General features: G+C 37.8%; 20 protein-coding genes. 3 read left to right on the top strand and 17 right to left on the bottom strand.

Translation table 11 applies throughout. The features are described 5' to 3' along the window. Window positions 1-52: 52 nt before the first annotated feature. Window positions 53-604 (bottom strand): signal peptidase I, encoded by a 552-nt coding sequence (lepB, locus tag ACIP9W_RS05035; protein ID WP_400786689.1) that lies wholly within the window; start codon window positions 602-604, stop codon window positions 53-55. Further along, window positions 601-1236 carry a TVP38/TMEM64 family protein gene (locus ACIP9W_RS05030; RefSeq protein ID WP_400786687.1) on the bottom strand — a complete coding sequence of 212 codons (636 nt, stop codon included), beginning with the start codon at window positions 1234-1236 and terminating at the stop codon, window positions 601-603. The genes lepB and ACIP9W_RS05030 overlap by 4 nt, the downstream gene beginning before the upstream one ends. 112 nt (window positions 1237-1348) lie before the next feature. Here ACIP9W_RS05030 and ACIP9W_RS05025 point away from each other — a divergent pair, with 112 nt between their 5' ends. From ACIP9W_RS05025 to ACIP9W_RS05015, 3 genes are all read left to right on the top strand, one after another. Then, on the top strand, window positions 1349-2071 hold the full coding sequence (locus tag ACIP9W_RS05025; protein WP_400786685.1) for an AzlC family ABC transporter permease: 723 nt from the start codon (window positions 1349-1351) through the stop codon (window positions 2069-2071). Between the two features lie 3 nt (window positions 2072-2074). Next, window positions 2075-2383 (top strand): AzlD domain-containing protein, encoded by a 309-nt coding sequence (locus ACIP9W_RS05020; RefSeq protein WP_282246052.1) that lies wholly within the window; start codon window positions 2075-2077, stop codon window positions 2381-2383. 94 nt (window positions 2384-2477) lie between these two features. Further along, the gene (locus tag ACIP9W_RS05015) at window positions 2478-2732 is read left to right on the top strand and encodes a hypothetical protein (RefSeq protein WP_400786682.1); all 255 of its coding nucleotides are present in this window, start codon (window positions 2478-2480) and stop codon (window positions 2730-2732) included. Window positions 2733-2830: 98 nt separating this feature from the next. Here ACIP9W_RS05015 and ACIP9W_RS05010 read toward each other — a convergent pair whose 3' ends face one another. From ACIP9W_RS05010 to secA, 15 genes are all read right to left on the bottom strand, one after another. After that, complete coding sequence (locus ACIP9W_RS05010) at window positions 2831-3085, bottom strand: CsbA family protein (RefSeq protein ID WP_282246054.1); 255 nt, start codon at window positions 3083-3085, stop codon at window positions 2831-2833. An 8-nt stretch (window positions 3086-3093) separates the two neighbouring features. Next, complete coding sequence (locus tag ACIP9W_RS05005; RefSeq protein ID WP_400786680.1) at window positions 3094-4263, bottom strand: PDZ domain-containing protein; 1170 nt, start codon at window positions 4261-4263, stop codon at window positions 3094-3096. An 82-nt stretch (window positions 4264-4345) separates the two neighbouring features. After that, window positions 4346-5770 (bottom strand): S41 family peptidase, encoded by a 1425-nt coding sequence (locus ACIP9W_RS05000; protein WP_400786678.1) that lies wholly within the window; start codon window positions 5768-5770, stop codon window positions 4346-4348. Window positions 5771-5841: 71 nt separating this feature from the next. Continuing rightward, window positions 5842-6420, bottom strand: a complete 579-nt coding sequence (locus ACIP9W_RS04995) for a redoxin domain-containing protein (RefSeq protein ID WP_400786676.1) — start codon at window positions 6418-6420, stop codon at window positions 5842-5844. A gap of 138 nt (window positions 6421-6558) precedes the next feature. Then, window positions 6559-7866 (bottom strand): murein hydrolase activator EnvC family protein, encoded by a 1308-nt coding sequence (locus ACIP9W_RS04990; protein WP_400786673.1) that lies wholly within the window; start codon window positions 7864-7866, stop codon window positions 6559-6561. A gap of 39 nt (window positions 7867-7905) precedes the next feature. Then, the gene (gene ftsX / locus ACIP9W_RS04985; RefSeq protein WP_282246063.1) at window positions 7906-8793 is read right to left on the bottom strand and encodes a permease-like cell division protein FtsX; all 888 of its coding nucleotides are present in this window, start codon (window positions 8791-8793) and stop codon (window positions 7906-7908) included. Continuing rightward, on the bottom strand, window positions 8783-9469 hold the full coding sequence (gene ftsE, locus ACIP9W_RS04980; RefSeq protein ID WP_282246064.1) for a cell division ATP-binding protein FtsE: 687 nt from the start codon (window positions 9467-9469) through the stop codon (window positions 8783-8785). The genes ftsX and ftsE overlap by 11 nt, the downstream gene beginning before the upstream one ends. A 389-nt stretch (window positions 9470-9858) precedes the next feature. After that, window positions 9859-10218, bottom strand: coding sequence for a cytochrome c551 (cccB, locus tag ACIP9W_RS04975; protein ID WP_400786671.1), 360 nt, complete (start codon window positions 10216-10218; stop codon window positions 9859-9861). A 53-nt stretch (window positions 10219-10271) separates the two neighbouring features. Then, a complete protein-coding gene (locus ACIP9W_RS04970; protein ID WP_400786669.1) occupies window positions 10272-11141 on the bottom strand; it encodes a YitT family protein in 870 nt (289 codons plus the stop codon). 171 nt (window positions 11142-11312) lie between these two features. Further along, entirely contained in the window at window positions 11313-13118 is a 1806-nt protein-coding gene (locus tag ACIP9W_RS04965; RefSeq protein ID WP_400786667.1) for a carbon starvation CstA family protein, read from the bottom strand. 130 nt (window positions 13119-13248) lie between these two features. Continuing rightward, on the bottom strand, window positions 13249-13986 hold the full coding sequence (locus ACIP9W_RS04960) for a LytR/AlgR family response regulator transcription factor (protein WP_400786665.1): 738 nt from the start codon (window positions 13984-13986) through the stop codon (window positions 13249-13251). Then, complete coding sequence (locus tag ACIP9W_RS04955; RefSeq protein ID WP_400786884.1) at window positions 13964-15745, bottom strand: LytS/YhcK type 5TM receptor domain-containing protein; 1782 nt, start codon at window positions 15743-15745, stop codon at window positions 13964-13966. Before ACIP9W_RS04955 ends, ACIP9W_RS04960 begins: the two co-directional genes overlap by 23 nt. Before the next feature lie 144 nt (window positions 15746-15889). Next, window positions 15890-17353: a methyl-accepting chemotaxis protein gene (locus ACIP9W_RS04950; protein ID WP_400786663.1), complete on the bottom strand. Its 1464-nt coding sequence runs from the start codon at window positions 17351-17353 to the stop codon at window positions 15890-15892. A gap of 89 nt (window positions 17354-17442) precedes the next feature. Next, a protein-coding gene (prfB, locus tag ACIP9W_RS04945) for a peptide chain release factor 2 (protein WP_400786661.1) occupies window positions 17443-18547 on the bottom strand; the annotation gives its coding sequence in 2 pieces (ribosomal slippage) (window positions 17443-18471 and window positions 18473-18547; 1104 coding nt in all). 122 nt (window positions 18548-18669) lie between these two features. Further along, on the bottom strand, window positions 18670-21180 hold the full coding sequence (secA, locus tag ACIP9W_RS04940; protein ID WP_400786659.1) for a preprotein translocase subunit SecA: 2511 nt from the start codon (window positions 21178-21180) through the stop codon (window positions 18670-18672). Window positions 21181-21295: the final 115 nt, after the last annotated feature.

Below are 21295 nucleotides of genomic sequence, written 5' to 3'. Positions count from 1 at the left end.
ATCCGAATAACCCCTTTACTCTATTGTACAAAACATCCAATAGGGAAGGAAATTATTCGGAACGGAAATTCACCTTAAAATCGGAAAGTGGCCAGTAAATTAGCTTCACTTCTCCAATAACTTCTTTTTCGTCTATAAAATGAAAGTAACGACTATCTAAACTGGAAATTCGATTGTCCCCTAAAACGAATAACTTGCCGGGTGGGACGGTTTTAGTTCCAGTCAGTTTTTGTAAATCAAAATTCTCCGTGAAATTTGTTTCTGTATTGATATAGGCTTCATACGAACTCAAAAATGGCTCTTCGATTTTTTGATTGTTAATGTACAGTTCATCATTTTCATATGTAATCGTATCGCCAGGCAATCCAATGACTCGTTTCACATAATCTTCTTTCTCATCACTATGAAAAATAATTATATCCATTCGCTTAATCGTAGATAGTTTGCTAATGATAACGTGATCATGGTCATGAAGTGTTGGCATCATTGACTCTCCAACGACTTCATAATTTGTGGCAACAAATGATCGAACAACTAGAACAACAATAATTCCGATTACTAAAGACATCAGCCATTCTATTAATTCTTTCTTCGTTTTAGTCATCTCCTTTCTTCCCTTACTTTTCTGTTGCTTCTAAAATGCCGTAAATCTGCTTCTACCTTTTTATCAATTCGTTTCTCTACTCTTTTTCCAACAAACCAAAGAATACCAATAATAATGACAACAATCGCTGTCCGAACCGGTTGAGTGATTAATTCTTTTATATCCGAACCGATAAAACTAACGATGAAAATCATAATGAGCTTCCCTAATGTAACCGTCCATAAATATGTTTTCTTTTTCATATTGGAAAGCCCAGCAACAATATTCACAAGTGCGGAGGGAGTAAATGGAAAACAAATAAGTAAAAAAAGTGGGCCGAATCCATTCCTCTCTACCCATAATATTAATTTTTGAATCTTTTCATGTCTTGTTATAAAGCCAAGCACACGTGCTCGTCCATATTTGCGAATAACTAAGAAAACTGTATATGCCCCTATTACAGAGCCTGCCCACGATATCAAAAATCCAAAGAGCAACCCATAAGCAGTTACATTCGCTACGATAAACACGATGAGCGGTAAAAAGGGCAAAAAAGCTTCTAAAAAAGGCAAAAGGATACCAATTATCGGTCCTAGTGCACGATAATCTTGCGTTAAATTTGTTAACGTATCCCATGAAAACCAATCAAACATGTTGCTCTCCTCCAAAATATGTATGTTTATACTATTCCCATATTTCATATTCATAAAACTATTCGGTTATAGTATAATTTGTCTATTATGTTTTTTTAGGTGGTGACTATTGTTGAATAAAAATTCATTTGTGCTTGGATTAAAAGCAGGATTAAGTATAGCAATCGGATACTTCCCAGTCGCTCTAACATTTGGCTTACTGGCCAAAACATCTGGACTTTCTATTTGGGAAGCTACTGCAATGAGTATCTTCGTTTATGCCGGAGCATCACAATATATGTCCTTAACGCTAATTTCAAAAGGGGTTGACCCTATTTTAATCGTTTTGAATACATTTGTCCTAAATATACGTCACTTCTTAATGACGGCGGCGCTAAACGAAAAGATGCAGAGCGAAAAGAGATGGATTAAAGGAATTTATGCTTTTGGCATTACAGATGAATCTTTTTCTGTCCTCGCAACAAGAAAAGAGGAAAAAATCAGCACTTCCTTTGCATTTGGTGTGGCGTTGATCGCATATAGCAGCTGGGTTGTTTTCACAGCTGTTGGACATGTTATTGGTGCCAATCTTCCACAGTTTTTACAAGCCGCAATGTCGATTGCGTTATATGCGATGTTTGTCGGATTACTTGTACCATCCATGCGTGGCAATCGTAAAGTAGTGATGCTCGCACTGATTGCAGCTGTTATTAATGGATTTTTTTATTGGACCGGAATTCTATCGACTGGATGGTCAATCTTAGTTGCAACATTAGCATCCTCTATTTTTGTGGAAATTATTTATGTTAGACATGAAAAGCGAAAGCGTATTTCCGGGAAGCTGAAAGGAGTTTAAAAAATGGGAGCATGGTATTGGTGGACATTGATCGGTATGGCAATTGTGACATATATTCCAAGGGCTGTCCCTCTGACTTTTTTAGAAGGAAAAGAGTTGCCCCCAGTTGTTTCTGGTGTCTTGCGTAATATTCCTTACGCTGTTTTAGGCGCATTAATATTCCCTGCTATTTTGTATGTTCAAGAAGGGAATCTTTTATTTGGACTCATCGGGACGATTGTTGCCTTTACTTTAGCCATTCTTTTTTCTAATTTGATGGTCATAGTTTTAGGTACGATTGGGGTTTTAGCTATTTATAGTTTATTATTTTGATTATATAATGATTAGGTTTAGTGGGAGGATCTTGCGATTTGGAGAGTCTATCTTGCGATTCCGAGGACCTATCTTGCGATTCTGGGGCTCTTTCTTGCGTTTCTACCTTGATTTTGCGGTTTCGGAGGTGGATCTTGCGATTTGGGGAGTCTATCTTGCGATTCCGAGGACCTATCTTGCGATTCTGGGGCTCTTTCTTGCGATTCACCTGGATTTTGCTATTTCGGAGGTGGATTTTGCGATTTGGAGAGTCTATCTTGCCATTCCGAGGACATATCTTGCGATTCTGAAGTTCTATCTTGCGTTTCACCTTGATTTTGCGGTTTCGGAGGTGAATCTTGCGATTTAGACACCCTATCTTGCGATTCTTGGACCCTATCTTGCGATTCCGGCACTCTATCTTACGATTTACCCCATCTCTTTATTTCCCCACATAAAAAATCCGCCTCACTCAGAAGCGGATTTTTTCTTTGTATTTTTACTTTTAGTAGCATACCAGAATCCTACGGTTAGTGATGCTGCATCTAATATATAAATCCACCATCTGTGTGTGTAGCCCGCTTGTACCGAAGCAGCGAATAATGCGACTGTCAGTATGAGCGCTACATAAGGATTAAATGTTATACGGGTAAAAAGAACGACGAGTAATGCAGGTGCAAAAATGGCTAGAATTATTTGTGTTGATAAAGATAATGTTTCCATAAGTTCTCCTACCTTACCAGGATCAGCCCTAATCGATAATGATCATGTCTAAACAAAACATGTTGACGTAAACGAAGCTCACCGCTGAAATCCAATACTTCTAGACGACAGTGCGCTGCATTTATTTGGACCGCTTCATATAATTCTTGTTCGTTCGTCACTTTTTGTCCATTCACTTTCACGATACGCTCCCCGATGAGAAGCCCCATTTTTTCTGCTGGGGAATCAGAAAGCACTCCTGCTATCATAACACCATCTGACTGCGGAGACACTGCAAACGCTCCAGACGTCTCTTTCTTATATTCTATATAACTAATGATAACTCTACCTAATACACCAAGAGCAATAGCAATTGCACTTATTAGTGGCATTACAAATCCAGCAGCCCCAATGATTGTGATCAATATACCAAGTTGCCAAACCTTTTTTCCTAACCTTGGGAAAAATTGAACCGGTAGTGTATGTCTACTTTTCTGCTGAAATCCTATTACGAAAGGAAATAGTACTAGGGAAAACGTAGATTCTCCTAGCGTAAATTGTGGCCAATAGGGAATATACGAACCAATCGCATCACCTGGGATAACGAGTACGATCGGCAATAACCATAATCGTTTCGTTATATATTCCATCGCTTCTATCCCACGTGCGGTTGTTACTAACCTCGGAGAAGCATGACTTGAACCGTACTTTTGAATGAGTGCCCCTTCTGCAATTAATAACAATCCGGCTAAAATGGCAATTGGAATGATTGCATCATTCATGATATTTAATCCCGCCAGATTCCATGAAAATAGATGGAAAGACCAGTTGTATACATCCATCATATACAACGTAGCTGCGCCTAAAGCAATGGCATAAATGGCAGAACCAGCTTGATACATAAACAATAATACAAACAAAATCATCCATGCACTATATATGAAAACCCAGGAAACTGGTAGTACAAGTCCAATCCCAATACTTAGCACTGACAAAATGATTGCCCAAATGTACCCATCTAGAATAAGTCTCTTTGCTTCTGTCCATCCCCATAAAATTCTTGTTCGCAACTGTCTTCTTTCTCGCTTTACGCGGTAATAGCCGATCAGAACAGAGAAAAGGATCGTAATATAAACTGCTGGATGAAGGAAAAATCGTCCGATTCCTTTACCCAATTCGATTAATAACTCCTGTATCATACGCATCCTCCTCGCTTGCACATATCCTTCCTATTATTGTAACAAACGAGGAGCCTTTTGCGTATAGGATTTTCGTATAATCTTATTTACTTAAATCATGGATTAAATAACTGATACCCATTTGTAATTGCTTATCATTTTCTTTTTGAGTTTTGTATGCTGCAACCGTTTCCGTTAACGATTGGAATAATGCGCCGTTTATCTCGCCGCCTTCTTCTAAGCTTCTTTCTTGGCGATACTTTTCGACGGCATCTTCCGTATCTTCGTCAAAATAGCCATCTTGCCTACCGATATTATAGCCGAGCGCGCCTAAGACTTGTTGGACATATTTTACTTCTTCACCGTAATCACCCACTCGGAAGTCGCCGCTCAAGTATTTTTGATCCATTGCAAACAATTCTTCCTGTTCCACTTTTAAATCCGCTTCAATTCCTTTATGATGAATCCATTCTTGTTTGGGAGTAAGCCATTTATGTGTAGAAATTTTCAACTTACCACCATTTGATAATGGATGTGTTTCTTGTACTGTTCCTTTACCAAAGCTTGTTTCTCCTACAATTAGCGCACGTTTATTATCGCGAAGCGCTCCAGCGAGCACTTCACTAGCAGAAGCACTTCCCCCGTTTTGCAATAAAACAGCTGGTACTTTATTTAAATAAGGTGCCTCTTTACTTTCTGTGTTTAACATTTCTAATACACCTTTTGCATTTTGCATATAAGCAAAAGTCGTTCCATTTTTCATTAACGTGCCAATCACAGAAGAAACACTAAATAAATACCCACCTGGATTTCCCCTTACGTCAATGACTAGTCCGTCAATACCACGCTCTACTAATGATTTTGTTTGCTTTTCCCATTCTTCTCCCGTTTTTTCACCAAATAATGAAATCGTCACTATTCCAATAGGATGATTATCCACTTCATATATTTCACTCGAAACCGTATGCATTGCAATTGTTTCCCGTTTCATATGTAACTCTACATGTCGATTTTCACTTGCACGATAGATCGTCATTTTCAACGAAGTACCCTTTTCACCACTTAATAATTGGACTAGCTCGGCCATCGTCTTTCCATCTACTCTTTCTTCATTCACTCGAACAATTTCATCCTGTGACTTTAACCCTGCCTTATAGGCTGGTGAGTCTTTAAGTGGAGCAACTACGATAAATTTCCCTGCAGATTGCATAATTTCTACACCGATCCCAACCCGTTCTTCTGCAAGAGATGCTTCTTGGTTTGCAGCTTCTTCCTTTGTTAGATAAGTGCTATGCGGATCTTCTAGCGCTTCGGTCATTCCCCGTATCGCACCTTCTACTAGCAGCTTTTCATTTTTAGAAAACACAGCCTCCTTTTTGATCAATTGAAATGCTTCGTCAATTACTTCACTATTACTGACACTAACCTCTGTTTCTACTGATTTAGTAGATTTTCCGTACCAAAAATAGACTACCCCAAGCAAAATAATGAATAACAAGACATATAAAAAAATCCGACTTTTGCGCAAGTTCAACCTCCTACTTTTCCACTAATATATGTGTGGAAATAGAAATTTAATACTTGCCCAAAAATCGGCGTTTATTTTAATTTGCTTACATAGTCTATAAGCATCTGTTCATCCATAGGTCCAACAATTTTGTTTTGAATCGTTCCGGTCGTGTCAATCATATACGTAGTGGGAATTGTAATCGCTTGATACGTTTTCCCAACATCTCCTTCTTCATCTAAAGGAATTGGAAAGCTAAGTCCATAATCTTCTTTAAAAAGTTTTACTTTATCAATACCAACATCAGAGCTCGTTAAGTTAACTGCTAAAATTTCTACATTTTCTTGGTCTGCCATATCTTCATAGTAGTTTTGCATATGAGGCATCTCCGCTTTACAAGGAGGACACCAAGTTGCCCAAAAGTTCAATACAACCTTTTTCCCTTGATAATCTGCAAGCGACACTTCTTTTCCATCAAGCGTAGTAAGTGTAAAATTTGGGGCACGATCGCCTTGACCTATTCCTTCATTTGCAGGGTTCGCTGCCATATCGGTTCCCATTTGTTCTCCGGCAAACGCTTCCGTTTCGTCTACATTATTTTTTACAAAGGATACGGTTGCGATAGCGACTAAGCAACCTACGATTAATAAGCCTATTAATTTTTTCTTCACTTCTTACCTCCATTAATGCATTTTCAATACACATCATCGCTCTTATTATAAACTGAATAGTCACTTGTATACCAATGGAATGTTTATGACAAAAGAAAAGACGCCTTCCAAAAATAGAATAGGCGTCTTGATATGATATTATAGGGAAATATATCTTAATGGATTCACTGAGTTATTTGCCATACCACTCCATGTACCGATATGGATTTCAAAATGTAAATGAGGTCCTGTCGAATTTCCTGTCGTTCCAACTGCACCAATCGATTGGCCTTTTGAAACGGCTTGTCCAACACTTACTTTAATACTACTTAGATGTGCATATAAAGAAGTAAATGTTTGACCATCTATGGAGTGTGTTACCATAATCACATTTCCATATGTGCTAAGTGGTGAGGCATAAGAGACTACACCATCTGCCGCTGAAACAACTGTAGTACCAGTCGGAGCTCCAAAGTCGATTCCGTAATGCATTTTCCCTTTTCCATATATAGGATGCATACGATATCCGTAACCAGAAGTAAGACGTCCTGATGCTGGTCTTGTCCAATCTCCTGAAGAGACTGCTGGAATTGCTGTAGATGACCCACTTGCTGCTTGTTGACGTTTTCTTTCTTCCGCTTGTTTACGTTTTTTCTCTTCTGCTAGTTTTCGTGCAATTTCTGCTTGGCGTTTTTGTTCAGCAACAATTTTATTTGTCACTTCTTCGCTTAAATTTAATACTTCATCGTACTCTGATTCCATTTCTTGTTTATCAGCTTGTAATTTTTTTTGTTCCACTTCTAATTGATCTACTAAATTTCCTTTAGATGCTTTCTGTTTATCTAGCTCAGCCTTTAAATTTAGTAACTCATTTTTGCTTGCTTCTTGTTGTTTTAATTTATCTTCTAGGCTTGCTTTTTGCTCTTCTAGCTGTTTTTTATCATCAGCCTGTTCTTTCAAAATCGTACGGTCCGCTTCCATCAATGTATTTACTGCTGAGAAACGGTCGATAAAATCGATAAAACTATTTGCCCCTAGTAAAACGTCTAAATAACTAACGGATCCTCCGCTAACTTGAACTGCACGGATTCGCTCTTTTAATAGCTCATCACGTTCTTCAATTTTACGTTCTAACTCTGCAATAGAAGCTTTTAAATTTTCTATTTCAGTCGTTGTTAACTCTATTTCATTTAGCACTTTAGATATTTTATCTTCTGTCGTAATAATTTCTGTATCTAAAGCTTGAATTTGAGCCATAATTTGTTCGATTTTTGATGCGTTATCGTTAATCTTACCTTCTGTTTCTTTAATGTTTGAGTTTATCGTATTTTTCTTTTGTTCAAGTTCTTTTTGCTGACTTTTTAAATCGTTCAATGAATTAGCAAGGGCACTTGGTCCTGTGAATAAAAGCGCGCAAGTAGTAGCTACCGCAAAGACGCGTAGCACCCATTTAGACTGTTTTCTCAAAACTTCTTGCTCCTCTCAATTTTCCTTCATAGTTCTTTTTTATACACGCAAAAACTTTCTTACTGACATGAAACTTCCCCAAACACCTATAAGTACTCCCATCAATAAAATCAACGCATTTACTTGATAGATAAATGGTGAAAAATCGAGCAGTTCAAATAAGTTTCCTTGTGCAAGTTTCGGTGCTAGCACTTTATGAATATTGTAATAGAGTGTCGTGACGAGCGTGATTGGAATAATCGCCCCTAGAATACCTAGCCACATTCCTTCTAAAATGAAAGGAATACGGATAAACCAATTGGTTGCACCAACAAGTTTCATAATTTCGATATCTCTTCTTCTTGCAACAATCGTAATGCGAATCGTATTCGATATTAAGAACATTGCCGTGAATAATAACGCTAGTATCAGTACTAATCCTACATTTCTACTAGTGTTCAAGAAAGAAAATAGTTTTTCAATTTTTCCTTCTCCATATTTCACTTCGAATGTGTTATCTAAACGATCCAGTCTTTTAGCTACTTTTTCTGTGTCTTGCGGATTTGCTGCTTTTGCATAAAACACATTATGTAATGGATTTTGCTGTTCAAACAAACGCAAGTCTTCCCCGAAGTCCAACACTAACTTATTCAGCTCATCTTCTTTTGGAGAATATTGTACTTCTGCTACACCTGATGTATTTTTAATCTCATCTTGTAATGCTGTGATAGCAGCTTCGTCAGCTGTTAATTCGACAATTACTTTAATTTCTACATCTTTTTCAAGATCATCTGCTACTTTGTTTAAATTCATCATGATCATGACGAACACGCCGACTAATAGTAACGTAACAGTTACCGCACTCACCGAAGCAAATGTCATCCAACCATTTCGACTGATACTTTTCAAGCTATCTCTGAAGTGCCTACCTGCTGTTCTAGTTTTCATAACCGTATTCCCCTTTGTCTTCGTCTCGAGTGATTAATCCACCCTCAACAGCGATAACACGGTGTCTAATGGTATTTACAATTTCTCTATTATGTGTTGCCATTATAATTGTAGTTCCTCGAGCATTAATTTCTTCGAATATATTCATAATTTCCCAGGATGTGTCTGGATCAAGATTTCCCGTTGGCTCGTCCGCAATGACAAGCTTTGGAGTGTTGACAATAGACCGAGCGATTGAAACACGTTGTTGCTCGCCACCAGAGAGCTCTGTAGGAAACATCCTTGCTTTATGTTTTAGACCTACAAGTTCCAAAACTTCCATTACCTTTTTGCGTATAACGGTTGGCGTTTCTTCAATAACTTCTAATGCAAATGCAACATTTTCATATACATTTAGACGTGGCAGTAATTTAAAGTCTTGAAAGACTACTCCTATTTGTCTTCTCAAATAAGGAACTTTATTGTTTTTTAATGACGATAGATTAGTACCATTGATGAAGATATCTCCTGATGTTGGTCGTTCTTCTCGATACATCATTTTGATGAATGTCGATTTTCCTGCACCACTTGGCCCGACTACGTATACAAATTCTCCTTGCTTAATTTCTATATCAATTCCATTTGCGGCAACGATCCCGTTTGGATATTTTTTATAGACATTTTTCATTTCAATCATTTATAAACCACCTAATTAGTTTCGTTTAATTAAAAATGCGACATGCCTATTATAACATTAGACGCTTCTTATTTTGTTACAATTACATTTCATTTTATAGGCAATACTAGGTAAAAATTCGATGATTCGATGTATTTTTCAAATTTAACAGGTAAAAATGCCCAAGTTCAAATGACCTACCGTTGTTATTTTCTACATCGTTCGCTTAGATTCCTTCTTTTCTTTATATTTTCTTTTTTCATGAAATTGCTGTAGAAAATTTACTTTTGGGAGAAAACAAGCTTTTGTGTCGTAATTTGGAGGTAGTTTTTCGTGTTCGGGGTTAGTTTGAATCTCCTTGAACAAAAAAATCAGCTGCCCGAGATGAGCAACTGATTTTTTCTTACATATTATTTTTTAGCAGCTAACCATGCAGCTACTGCTTGTGCTTCCTCGCCTGTTACCAGTCCACCTGGCATAGCGCCTCTACCATTTTCAATAACATTTAAAATTTCATCTTCAGATAAACGTGATCCAACATCATTAAGCGCTGGGAAGTTACCTTGTCCTTCTAAGTTACCACCGTGACAGCTAATACATTTCGAACTAACAATTTTTTCTGCATCTGCTGAAGCATTTTCAGTAGTTGGAGCAGTACCTGTGTCAGTGTCAGTCGCCGTGTCATTATTATTTGCTTCGTCATTGCCACCGCCACAAGCAGCTAGCATTAATCCTGCACCAAATATTACAGCTAATAGTTTTTTGTTCATTACTATTACCTCCCTCAAAGTAAATTTGAACCTCATACTTTATTATACCATTGTTAATACCTTTTGAAACCTTCCCCAAGCACCTCGTAGGCATCGGAAACAATGACAAAAGCTGTTGGATCAATTGTCTTGATGACATGTTTCAGTTTTGTGAACTCTGTTTGGTACGCTACAACCATTAAAATTGGTCTTTCTTTATTCGTATATCCGCCAAAAGCAGGAAGTTTTGTCACCCCGCGATCTATCTCTTTATAGATAGCATCCCTTATTTCATCCTGTTTATTCGTAATAATATAAATCATTTTCGATTGGCTAAAACCTAATTGGACGATGTCGATTGTTTTGGTCGTCACAAATAATCCAATTAGGGCATAAAGTGCTTTTTCAATATCAAAAACGAATGCCGCAGTAATAACGATCAAGCCATCTATCAATAACACACTCGTTCCAAGCGAAAAGCCTGTATACTTCGTAATAATTTGTGCCGCCAAGTCAGTTCCTCCGGTAGAGGCACCTCCACGGAATACAATTCCTAGTCCAAGACCAACTGCAATCCCGCCAAACAATGCACCTAATAAAGGATTATTTGTCCAAGGCTCCCAACTAGAAGTTAACAAAACAACTGCTGGCAATGTTAATGTTCCAACAAATGACTTAATGCCAAATTTCGCACCTAAAAAGATTAAACCTGCGATAAAAAGGGGAATATTAAAAGCATATTGCACAATCCCAGGTTCCCACCCAAAAACACCCTTTAAAATAGTACTAATACCGCTAACTCCACCGGAAGCAATTTGGTTAGGCAATAAAAAAACATTAAAGCCAATCGCAATAATCGCTGCACCAATAATAACGTATATATAATCTTTGCCATGCTCCACTATTGGAGGTAGTTCTTTATGTAGTCTGTGATTAGTTTCCATTGAATATCCTCTTTCGTTGTCATAGATGGCACTAGTATAACAACTGAAACAACATTTGTGAACTTCAGCAAAGTATCGTTTTAATCGACTAAAGTAATAAGATATAACTCCAATAAAAAAAGCTCCAAGCTCAAAACGATTTAGAACCGTTTTAAACCTTGGAGCCTGATATTAGATTGTGCCTTTGGCTGCACGCTCAACTAACACATCTTGTGGTAGTTTCCCTAGTTGCAGCCACTTGCGAATCGAAGTGATGAGAATAACGAGACCGAGTATTAACATAATAACAGAAAGTGTTCCGTTTAAGAAATTGAAGCCAGGACTTTCTGCATTCCAGTAAACGTTTTTCACCATCCAGTAACCCGCTACATTTACAGTTACATACAGATAAGCAAGAGGGATTAAACAAGTAAGTATATACCAACGTTTATCTGCTATTTTCAGTACAATTGTTACACCGATGATTAATCCAATAGAAGCCATTAACTGATTGGATACACCGAATAATGCCCATACCGAACTGATATCTCCGGAGTAAAGTAAATATCCCCACATAAAGCAGGCTAATGCACTTGCAAAAATATTCGCCCATAAAGAGTTTGTCTTTTTTAAAGGTTTAAAGAATGTGCCACCGAAATCTTGAATAAGATAACGAGCAACTCGTGTTCCTGAATCTATGGCGGTCAGTATAAAGACGGCCTCAAATAAAATAACAAATTGATAGAAAAATGATGCCATTTTTTCAAATATAGGAATTTCCGTGAAGATATATGTCATTCCAACTGCTAGTGTAACTGCTCCGCCTGTTCTTCCTTCTAAATCCATTCCGATTTCTTCGCTCAGTTTATCTAAATGGACTGTTTCCATTCCTAATGTTGCAAATTTTTCTGGTGTTGAGTTGATCGCAAAATAATCGCCTGGCATTAATGATACCGCAGCGATCAATGCCATAATCGCAACTAAACACTCTACTAGCATTGCTCCGAAAGCAACACCTTTAATATCGCTCCATCGGTTAATCATTTTTGGAGTTGTACCTGAACCAACAAATGCGTGGAATCCAGAAATCGCTCCACATGCAATCGTGATTGAAACGAATGGCCAAACTGGACCGGCGATAATTGGACCGCCTCCATTAATAAATTCCGTTAATGCCGGGAATTGAACGGCAGGATTTACATAGAATACCCCAATGATTAACGCGATAAATACCCCAATTTTCATAAAAGTACTTAAATAATCGCGTGGTGCAAGCAATAACCAAACTGGTAATGCAGCTGCAAAAAAAGCATAAATCGGTAATGCTAAAGCAATTGTACTCTTTTCTAAAGTTAAGAAATCACCAAGAGCTGTACCTTGAATATTTGGTCCCCAAAAAATAGCCGCCATAATAAGTGCAAAACCAACGATTGTAGCTACTTTTAAGTTCCCTGTTTTTTTATGGTACAATCCAACACCCATTGCAATTGGAATCGTAATTCCTACCGCAAAAGTTCCCCATGGATTTCTCTCTAAGGCGCTTAGTACAACTAATGATAAACCAGCCATTGTAATTGTAATGATGAATAACATTGCGAGTCCTGCACAAAATCCTGCAACAGGACCGAGCTCTTTTTTAGCAATTTCTGATAAAGATTTTCCATCTTGACGCATGGAAGCAAAAAGCACGACCATATCGTGAACCGCTCCCCCGATTACCGCACCAATCAACAGCCAAAGTAACCCAGGTAAATACCCGAACTGTGCTGCAAGTATTGGACCAACTAGCGGTCCCGCCGCAGCAATCGCCGCAAAATGGTGACCAAACGTGACCCATTTGTTCGTGGGTACATAATCTTTCCCATCCTCCAATTCATGCGCTGGAGTAGGTTTAGAATCATCAAGTTTTAAAACCTTTGCTGCCATGAACGTACCGTATAAACGATAAGCTATTAATAGTATACAAATAGAACCTATTACAATTGTAACCGCATTCATTACTCTCTTCCCCCATCCTTCTATTCTATAATAATCATACTAAATACTAGAATGATAAATTCCAATTTTAGCTGAATTACAAAAATTTAAGGATGAAATGCAAAAATGGAGAATTGAAATGCAGTTAACCTTAAAAACCAACATGCATTTTAAATTCTTTTATGTATGTCCTGCTTACCGGAACCTTTGATTTGTCTTTTAAAACTAAATTATAAGTGGAATTAAACCACGGATGAATTTCCACAATATGATCTAGATTCACGATAAAGCTACGGTGAACTCGCATGAATTGCGGGTGTTGTAATTTTTTCTCGATCACAACGAGGGAATCGCTAACAAGGTATTCATCCGTCATCGTCTTAATCTTACACTTTCCTTCAAAAGATTCTAAGTAGATGATTGAATCATTTTCAAGTAACACAATTCGCTCATCCACAAGAACAGCGATTTTATCCGTACTAGCTTTTTTCAAGGAAGGTGTGATAGTGATTTTTTGAGTACCTATTTTAGCAATTTGGATAATTTTCTCTAGGGTTTGACGAATACGATCTTCATCAAAAGGCTTTAAAATATAGTCAATTGCATTTAACTCGAAAGCTTGTAAAGCATACTCATCATATGCCGTCGCAAAAACAATTGCCGGAGTCGGATTTAGCATAAGTAATTGCTTTGCTAAATCCAATCCATTATCTCCATCCAAATCAATATCTAAAAAAACAAGATCTGGTTTTTGTCTAGAAATATGTTTGACAGCATCTACTAAACTCCCTGCTTCGCCAACTATTTCAATTTGTTTACTTTCCATAAGCAAATACTTTAATTCATCTCTTGCTAATGGTTCATCTTCAACTATAAACGCTTTCAACATGTTGCTGTAATACTCCTTTACTATCAAGCGGAATAGAGATTGTGATAGTTGTTCCTCTATTCATTTCACTCGCTATTTCTAAACTTGCCTGCCCATTATAAATTCCGGATAAACGTTTGCTAATATTATAAATGGCAGTACCCGTTCCTTTTTTAGATATAATCGTCTGTTTACCTAATATCGCCATTTTATTTATCGGTATTCCTCTGCCATTGTCTGCTACTACAATTTGCAGATTATGATTCACTGTGGAAATCTCTATCGCTATTAATCCTACCCCTTCTAAATTAGTAAAAGCATAATTGATTGCATTTTCCACGAGTGGCTGCAATGTAAATGGAGGTAGCAAAACTTTTTCAATACCGGGTTCTATTTGCAGATCAATGTGATACTTGTCCGGAAATCGTGTTTGTTCTAATGATAGATACGACTTCACATTTTCTAGTTCTTTTTCTAGAGGGATGAGCATCTGTCTCGCCCCTTGCATATTCCCACGCAAAAATGAACTAAGTTCCAGTAATAGTTTTCGCGCTTTTAGAGCATCGGTACGACATAAAATAGAAATAGAGTTAAGGCTGTTAAATAAAAAATGCGGATGAATTTGAGACTGTAATGCTTTAATTTCTGCATCTTTTAATAACTTTGTTTGTCTTTCAGCTTCCGCTAGCTCCAATTGGGTTGAAAATAGATTGGCAAGTCCTTCTGCTAGTTGCTGCTGAATATCATCCAGCTTGCTCGGTTGTATAAAGTACATTTTTAGTGTACCTGCTGTTTTATTTTGCCTCTTTAAAGGTAATACAATTGCTGCTTCCAAAGAACAATTACTGTCCGAACAATAAATTTCTTCTTTTAATTTTGCTACTGCAATTTCGCCATTTCTCAGTACTCTTTTCGTTAAACCTGTTATAAAATGTCCTCCAGGAATATGATGATCAGATGCTGCTCCTACATGTGCCAGCACTTGCCGCTCATCTGTTATGGCCACAGCATCTGCATCGGTCAGCCTCAACATGATTTCTGCAATCTCTTTACATGAATTTGTGTTTAAACCTTGACGAAAGAAAGGCAGGGTTTGATCGGCAATATGAAAGGCCTTGCTCGTTTGGTTTGCCCGGGCACGCTCCTCATCACGAATAATTGAACGGATAATAAACATAAACAGAAACATTCCTAATCCGTTTACAAAAACCATCGGAATACCAATAACTTGAACAAGTATCCAAGCTTCTTCAAAAGGCTTGCTTAATGCTAAAATGATCAGCATTTGAACGGCTTCTAATGTCATTCCTAAAATAGCCGCGTTGATTGGTGTAATCTTCTTCCCACTATTTATTTGTCTTCTTGAAAAATATCCTGAAGCAATTCCAGCTACAATAACAGCTAGTGAACAAGCTAGAGCTGTAAAGCCTCCTAAGGAGTATCGGTGAATACCTGCGATCAAGCCGGCACCTAAACCAACGATCGGTCCTCCCAATATTCCTCCAATGACTACACCCATGACTCTTGTATTGGCAATAGCATTATCCGGGTCGATTCCAGCAAGCCATCCACTATTAACAATTATCCCGTGCTCAATCTCGACTCCTGTATAGTTACTAATAATTCCGAGGGCACCAAAAAGTAAAATGAGTATGATTTTTTCGCTATTCTTATGATCATTTTGAATAATTTGTTGAAATGATTTCAGTTGAGAGAGTAAAAAAGCAACAATAACGATAATCCCAACTTTTTCTATCATTAATGTAGCTAAAACTAAGATCATTGCTATCTCCCCTGTTTCGTAATATTCTAACATCTTAATGATACTTGAAATAGGCACATAACAAAACCTTTATTTATGTAGTTGGACAACCTCTAAACTAAAATTAAAAAGATGCCCAAATAAATAAGGCATCTTTCACTTCTATCTATTAATCTTTTGTGCTTCTGCATATGTTTCGTCAATATATTTTGCAATTGTTTGCTGGTCTTCCGTAATATCGAGAAGGGTTGCATTCAGTTCTTCCACAGTAGCAGTGCTTTCTTCAATAATCGCAGCAAAATCATTAGTGCTCATACTAATTGCTTCACTGTTTTTGGAAATCAATTCTACATCCGCGGACAAATGGACTAATTCCTTTTGTAACACTTGCATCATCTCGAATAATTCATTAAAGGATTTATTCGATTTATCAGCAGTTTGCACTTGGCTATAAATTTGATTTACACCGTTTTCCAGTTTTTGCATAGTAGTATGATTGTATTTATTTACCTCGTCTAAATTACCATCAATTTTTTCTAATGTTTGATTGGTGACACCCGCTAATTTTCGGATTTCTTCTGCCACAACTGCAAAACCTTTTCCTTGTTCACCTGCTCTTGCCGCTTCAATGGATGCGTTTAATGCAAGTAAATTCGTTTGCTCGGTTATTTGTCGAATCGCATTCGCGAATGTATTTGTTTCTTTAATTTTTTCGGAAAGCTCATGGAAGTTTTTATTTAACTCAACAAAAAACACCGTAAATCGGTCAATGTCTTCTTTCATCTTTTCCATTTCTACCGATCCATTGGAAGCATTTTTCGCCGCAACATCTGCTTGTTGAACAATAGAAGATAGTTTTTCCACTATTTGTTTTACTGAAGTAGATGTTGCTTCCGTATTTTTCACAATATCCCCTACATGATCGGCTTGCCGCTGTGAACTAATACTCACTTCTCCTACAGCCGTCAGCATTTCTTGTTGCGCATTGTTCGCAGAAAAAGTATTAGTACGGATTTGTTCTAAATTGGAAGTAATAATCGAAACAGCCGTTTCCAGTCTTTGCGCCAGTGCAGCTTCTTCATTTGCTTTAACTATCGCTGCTTCCGCATTGCTTTCCACATTTTTAAATAATGCTTTACTTTGTCTAACTTGTAGGAAAATACCTAATGCCATTATAAACTGAACGAGAAACACATTCGCAGCTTGGTCAGCTAATAAGCCTTTGTCATCTAATAGAACATTTACAATAACTGCTAGTAGGGACAAAACATATCCAAAAACGAATACAACTTGCGTATTATGCAAGCCACCTACAACTAAAATAAATAAAGCGAGTACAATGGTACCGATACTTACTTCGTTTAAGACACTCGTTCCAACAGCAGTTACACCTGCAGCAAGGAGAAGAATAAACGGAAAAGCCGCAGAAACGGCTTGTACTTTTTTGGATATTATAAAAACAATGATGGCAATTAACAAAGGTACACCAATGGATATTAATATTCCTTTTTCAGCTTTTAATGCTACTTGAGCAATAAAACCTAAACTACCTGCTAGACTGTAAGCTAAAAACATAATAAAGTTTTTCTTTACTAAATCATTTTTCTTTAACTCTTTCATATCCATTTATTCCACGCCACTTTCTCCTCTAATTTTTTAATAATAAAAAATACCCCTTTGTTATTTTATTATAACATCGGGGTATTTTTCGTCTATTAATTTATGCGTGAACGTAAGAATGCATGGATGAATGGATCTATTTCACCATCAACAACTGCATGGACATTTCCACTTTCCTCATTTGTACGATGATCTTTTACCATTGAGTATGGATGGAAAACATAAGAGCGGATTTGGCTTCCCCATCCGATTTCTTTTTGTTCTCCGCGGATTGCTGCAAGTTCCGCTTCTTGTTCTTCGATTTTTAATTGATATAATTTCGATTTTAATAATTTCATCGCATGCTCACGGTTTTTAATCTGTGAACGTTCCGTTTGGCAAGTAACAATCGTGTTCGTTGGTAAATGCGTAATACGAACGGCTGAATCCGTCGTATTGATATGCTGACCACCAGCACCTGTTGCACGATACGTGTCAATTTTCAAATCTTCTGTACGAATTTCAATCTCAATCTCATCATTGAATTCCGGCATAACATCACAAGAAACAAACGATGTATGGCGGCGACCAGATGAATCGAAAGGAGAAATGCGGACAAGGCGATGTACACCTTTTTCAGCTTTTAAATAGCCGTATGCATTATGCCCTTTAATAAGCAATGTAACAGATTTAATACCTGCTTCATCGCCTGGTAAATAATCGATCGTTTCTACTTTAAATCCGCGTTTATCAGCCCAGCGCTGATACATACGGAGTAATATGGAACCCCAGTCTTGTGACTCTGTACCACCCGCACCTGGGTGCAATTCTAAAATTGCATTATGCTTGTCGTATTCTTCGCTTAATAGCAATTGTAACTCGAAGTCACCTAGTGCACTTGTGAACTCTTTTAGTTCTGAACCGAGTTCTTCTTGTAATTCCTCATCTGGCTCTTCTTTCAGAAGCTCAAGTGTCATTTCTAAGTTTTCTTGCGTAGATACTAGCTCATTGTATTGCTCTACGATAGCTTTTAGTGCGTTCATTTCATTAATTATTTTTTGGGCAGCCTGTGCATCATCCCAGAAGTCAGGAAATGTCATTAACTCCTCTAATTCTTGTATGCGAACCTCTTTGTTTTCTAAGTCAAAGAGACCCCCTAAAGTCTTCTAATTTCCCTGCTGTTCGATCCAATTCATTTCTTACTACTGCTATTTCAACCATATTAAATATTCCTCCGACTTTCCTAAATTCAAGTAAATGTTGATGATATTCTATTCAGTTACTGGCCAGCTTCAGCGCCTATGTCTACCTCGAGGGGTAGACATAGGCGCTTTCGCATTTCGTTATTGTGCTGTTCCGTGACAGTTTTTAAATTTCTTCCCGCTACCGCATGGGCATAGGTCATTTCGTCCTACCACTGCATCCTTGCGAACTGGTTTTTTCTTAACGGGTCCTCCCTCTTCCTTTGGATTTACCGCTTGCCCTTTTGCTACTTCTTCTCGTTCAAGATTATTTCGAATCTCTGCTTTCATTGCATATTTCGCTACATCTTCTTGGATCGCGTCGACCATTGCCTCGAACATAGCAAATCCTTCACTTTGATATTCACGAAGTGGGTCATTTTGCCCGTATGCACGTAAATGAATACCTTGACGTAGCTGATCCATCGCATCGATATGGTCAATCCATTTAGAGTCAATCGAACGAAGTAACACAACTTTTTCGAATTCACGCATGCGCTCTGGAGTCATTTCTTCCTCTTTTGCATCATAGAAGCGAATTACTTCTTCTTTTAATTTTTCGATCATCTCTTCTGATGATAAGTTTTCCAAGTCACTTAGTGAAATGACACCTTCTGGCAGTAAATTCGCTTGCACGTAATCTACTATTCCTTTTAGAGTCCACTCCGCTTTATTGTCTGAAGCAGTATTAGAGCCTACTAAACGCTCGATCGCACCGAAAATCATCGATTCTACAAGTGCACGCATATTTTCAGTTTCTAATACTTCGTTACGCTCTTTATAAATAATTTCACGTTGCTGACGTAAAACATCATCATATTGCAATAAGCGTTTACGGGAGTCGAAGTTATTACCTTCTACACGTTTTTGAGCGGATTCTACCGCACGAGAAACCATTTTCGATTGGATAGGCTGTGAATCGTCCATTCCTAGTTTAGACATCATATTACGCATATTATCTGAACCGAAACGACGCATCAACTCATCTTCCATTGAAAGATAGAATTGTGTCACCCCTGGATCTCCTTGACGACCAGCACGTCCACGTAGCTGATTGTCAATTCGGCGTGATTCATGACGCTCCGTACCAATTACAGCTAAACCGCCTGCTTCTAAAACACCGTCGCCAAGTTTAATATCTGTACCACGACCAGCCATGTTTGTCGCGATCGTAACGGAACCTAGGTGTCCTGCAGTTGCAATAATTTCCGCTTCATGCTCATGGTTTTTCGCATTTAATACATTATGCTTAATACCATGTTTGGTTAACAATTTGGAAATAATTTCAGAGGTTTCAATCGCAACGGTACCAATTAAAACAGGTTGACCTTTTTGGTTTCGTTCTGCAATATCTGCTGCGACTGCTTCAAATTTACCGTTCATCGAAGCATAGATTAAATCAGCACGGTCATCCCTTGCAATCGGACGGTTCGTTGGAATCGCAATAACGTTCATATTATAAATATTACGGAATTCCTCTTCCTCTGTTTTCGCCGTACCGGTCATACCAGATAACTTATCGTACATACGGAAAAAGTTTTGGAACGTAATTGTAGCCATTGTCATGGATTCATTTTGAATTTCTAATCCTTCTTTTGCTTCGATCGCTTGGTGTAGACCATCGCTATAACGACGACCTTTCATCAGACGACCAGTGAAGGAGTCAACGATCACAACTTCCCCGTCTTGAACAACATAGTCCACATCTAAATGCATGGAAGCATGAGCTTTCAATGATTGATTGATCGCATGATTTAAGCGTACATGTGTCAAATCAAATAAGTTTTCAATATTAAATGCTTTTTCTACTTTTTCTACCCCAACATCTGTTAGCGTAACGCCTTTTGTAGATTCTTCATACGTATAATCCGTGTCTTTGATTAATGTACGGACGAAAGCATTTGCTTGCTTGTACAATAACGCCGCTTTATTTGCTTGCCCAGAAATAATTAATGGCGTTCTCGCTTCATCAATTAAAATGGAGTCAACCTCATCGATTACGGCATAATGAAGTGGACGTTGTACTTTATCTTCTTTGTATAACACCATATTATCGCGCAGATAATCGAAACCAAGCTCATTATTCGTCGAATACGTAATATCCGCCGCATATGCTTCACGTTTTTCTTCTTTAGATAATGAATTTAAATTTAATCCTACTGACAGTCCTAAGAAATTATACAATTGGCCCATTTCTGCAGCATCACGGCTTGATAAATATTCATTGACCGTTACAACATGTGCTCCAAGTGCTGGAATCGCATTTAAATACACAGACATAGTAGACGTAAGGGTTTTCCCTTCCCCCGTTTTCATTTCTGCGATATTCCCTTCATGAAGCGCCGCTGCCCCCATAATTTGGACGCGGAAAGGGAACATTCCAAGTACACGCTTAGCCGCTTCACGCACTACAGCAAATGCTTCCGGCAGCAGCTTGTCCAATGTTTCTCCTTTTGCGTAACGATCTCTGAACTCGATCGTTTTTGCAGCTAGTTGTTCATCAGATTTCGCTTCCATTTCACCAGCTAATGCTTCTACTTGATCTGCAATTTTTTCTAATCGTTTTATTTCACGTTTATTTAAGTCGAATACTTTATTTAATACACCAAGCATCTATTTTCACTTCCCATTTAGTCTTACTCCCCATTTTACCATTCGATAGAATCTCACGCAAATAAGCGAATTTACAATTGGCATATATAGCTGTTTAAGAGTTATTGATTGTGCT

The organism is Psychrobacillus sp. NPDC093180, from assembly GCF_044754065.1.
In the GTDB taxonomy this organism is placed as follows: Bacteria; Bacillota; Bacilli; order Bacillales_A; family Planococcaceae; genus Psychrobacillus.
Note: the sequence above shows the minus strand (reverse complement) of the source record. Positions and strands in the feature narration are given on the sequence as shown.

Bases quoted from the DNA above. Each gene is read 5' to 3' on its own strand.
- lepB (WP_400786689.1), bottom strand. From the start codon at position 604: ATGACTAAAACGAAGAAAGAATTAATAGAATGGCTGATGTCTTTAGTA.
- ACIP9W_RS05030 (WP_400786687.1), bottom strand. From the start codon at position 1,236: ATGTTTGATTGGTTTTCATGGGATACGTTAACAAATTTAACGCAAGAT.
- ACIP9W_RS05020 (WP_282246052.1), top strand. From the start codon at position 2,075: ATGGGAGCATGGTATTGGTGGACATTGATCGGTATGGCAATTGTGACA.
- ACIP9W_RS05010 (WP_282246054.1), bottom strand. From the start codon at position 3,085: ATGGAAACATTATCTTTATCAACACAAATAATTCTAGCCATTTTTGCA.
- ACIP9W_RS05005 (WP_400786680.1), bottom strand. From the start codon at position 4,263: ATGATACAGGAGTTATTAATCGAATTGGGTAAAGGAATCGGACGATTT.
- ftsX (WP_282246063.1), bottom strand. From the start codon at position 8,793: ATGAAAACTAGAACAGCAGGTAGGCACTTCAGAGATAGCTTGAAAAGT.
- ftsE (WP_282246064.1), bottom strand. From the start codon at position 9,469: ATGATTGAAATGAAAAATGTCTATAAAAAATATCCAAACGGGATCGTT.
- cccB (WP_400786671.1), bottom strand. From the start codon at position 10,218: ATGAACAAAAAACTATTAGCTGTAATATTTGGTGCAGGATTAATGCTA.
- ACIP9W_RS04970 (WP_400786669.1), bottom strand. From the start codon at position 11,141: ATGGAAACTAATCACAGACTACATAAAGAACTACCTCCAATAGTGGAG.
- ACIP9W_RS04965 (WP_400786667.1), bottom strand. From the start codon at position 13,118: ATGAATGCGGTTACAATTGTAATAGGTTCTATTTGTATACTATTAATA.
- ACIP9W_RS04960 (WP_400786665.1), bottom strand. From the start codon at position 13,986: ATGTTGAAAGCGTTTATAGTTGAAGATGAACCATTAGCAAGAGATGAA.
- ACIP9W_RS04950 (WP_400786663.1), bottom strand. From the start codon at position 17,353: ATGGATATGAAAGAGTTAAAGAAAAATGATTTAGTAAAGAAAAACTTT.
- secA (WP_400786659.1), bottom strand. From the start codon at position 21,180: ATGCTTGGTGTATTAAATAAAGTATTCGACTTAAATAAACGTGAAATA.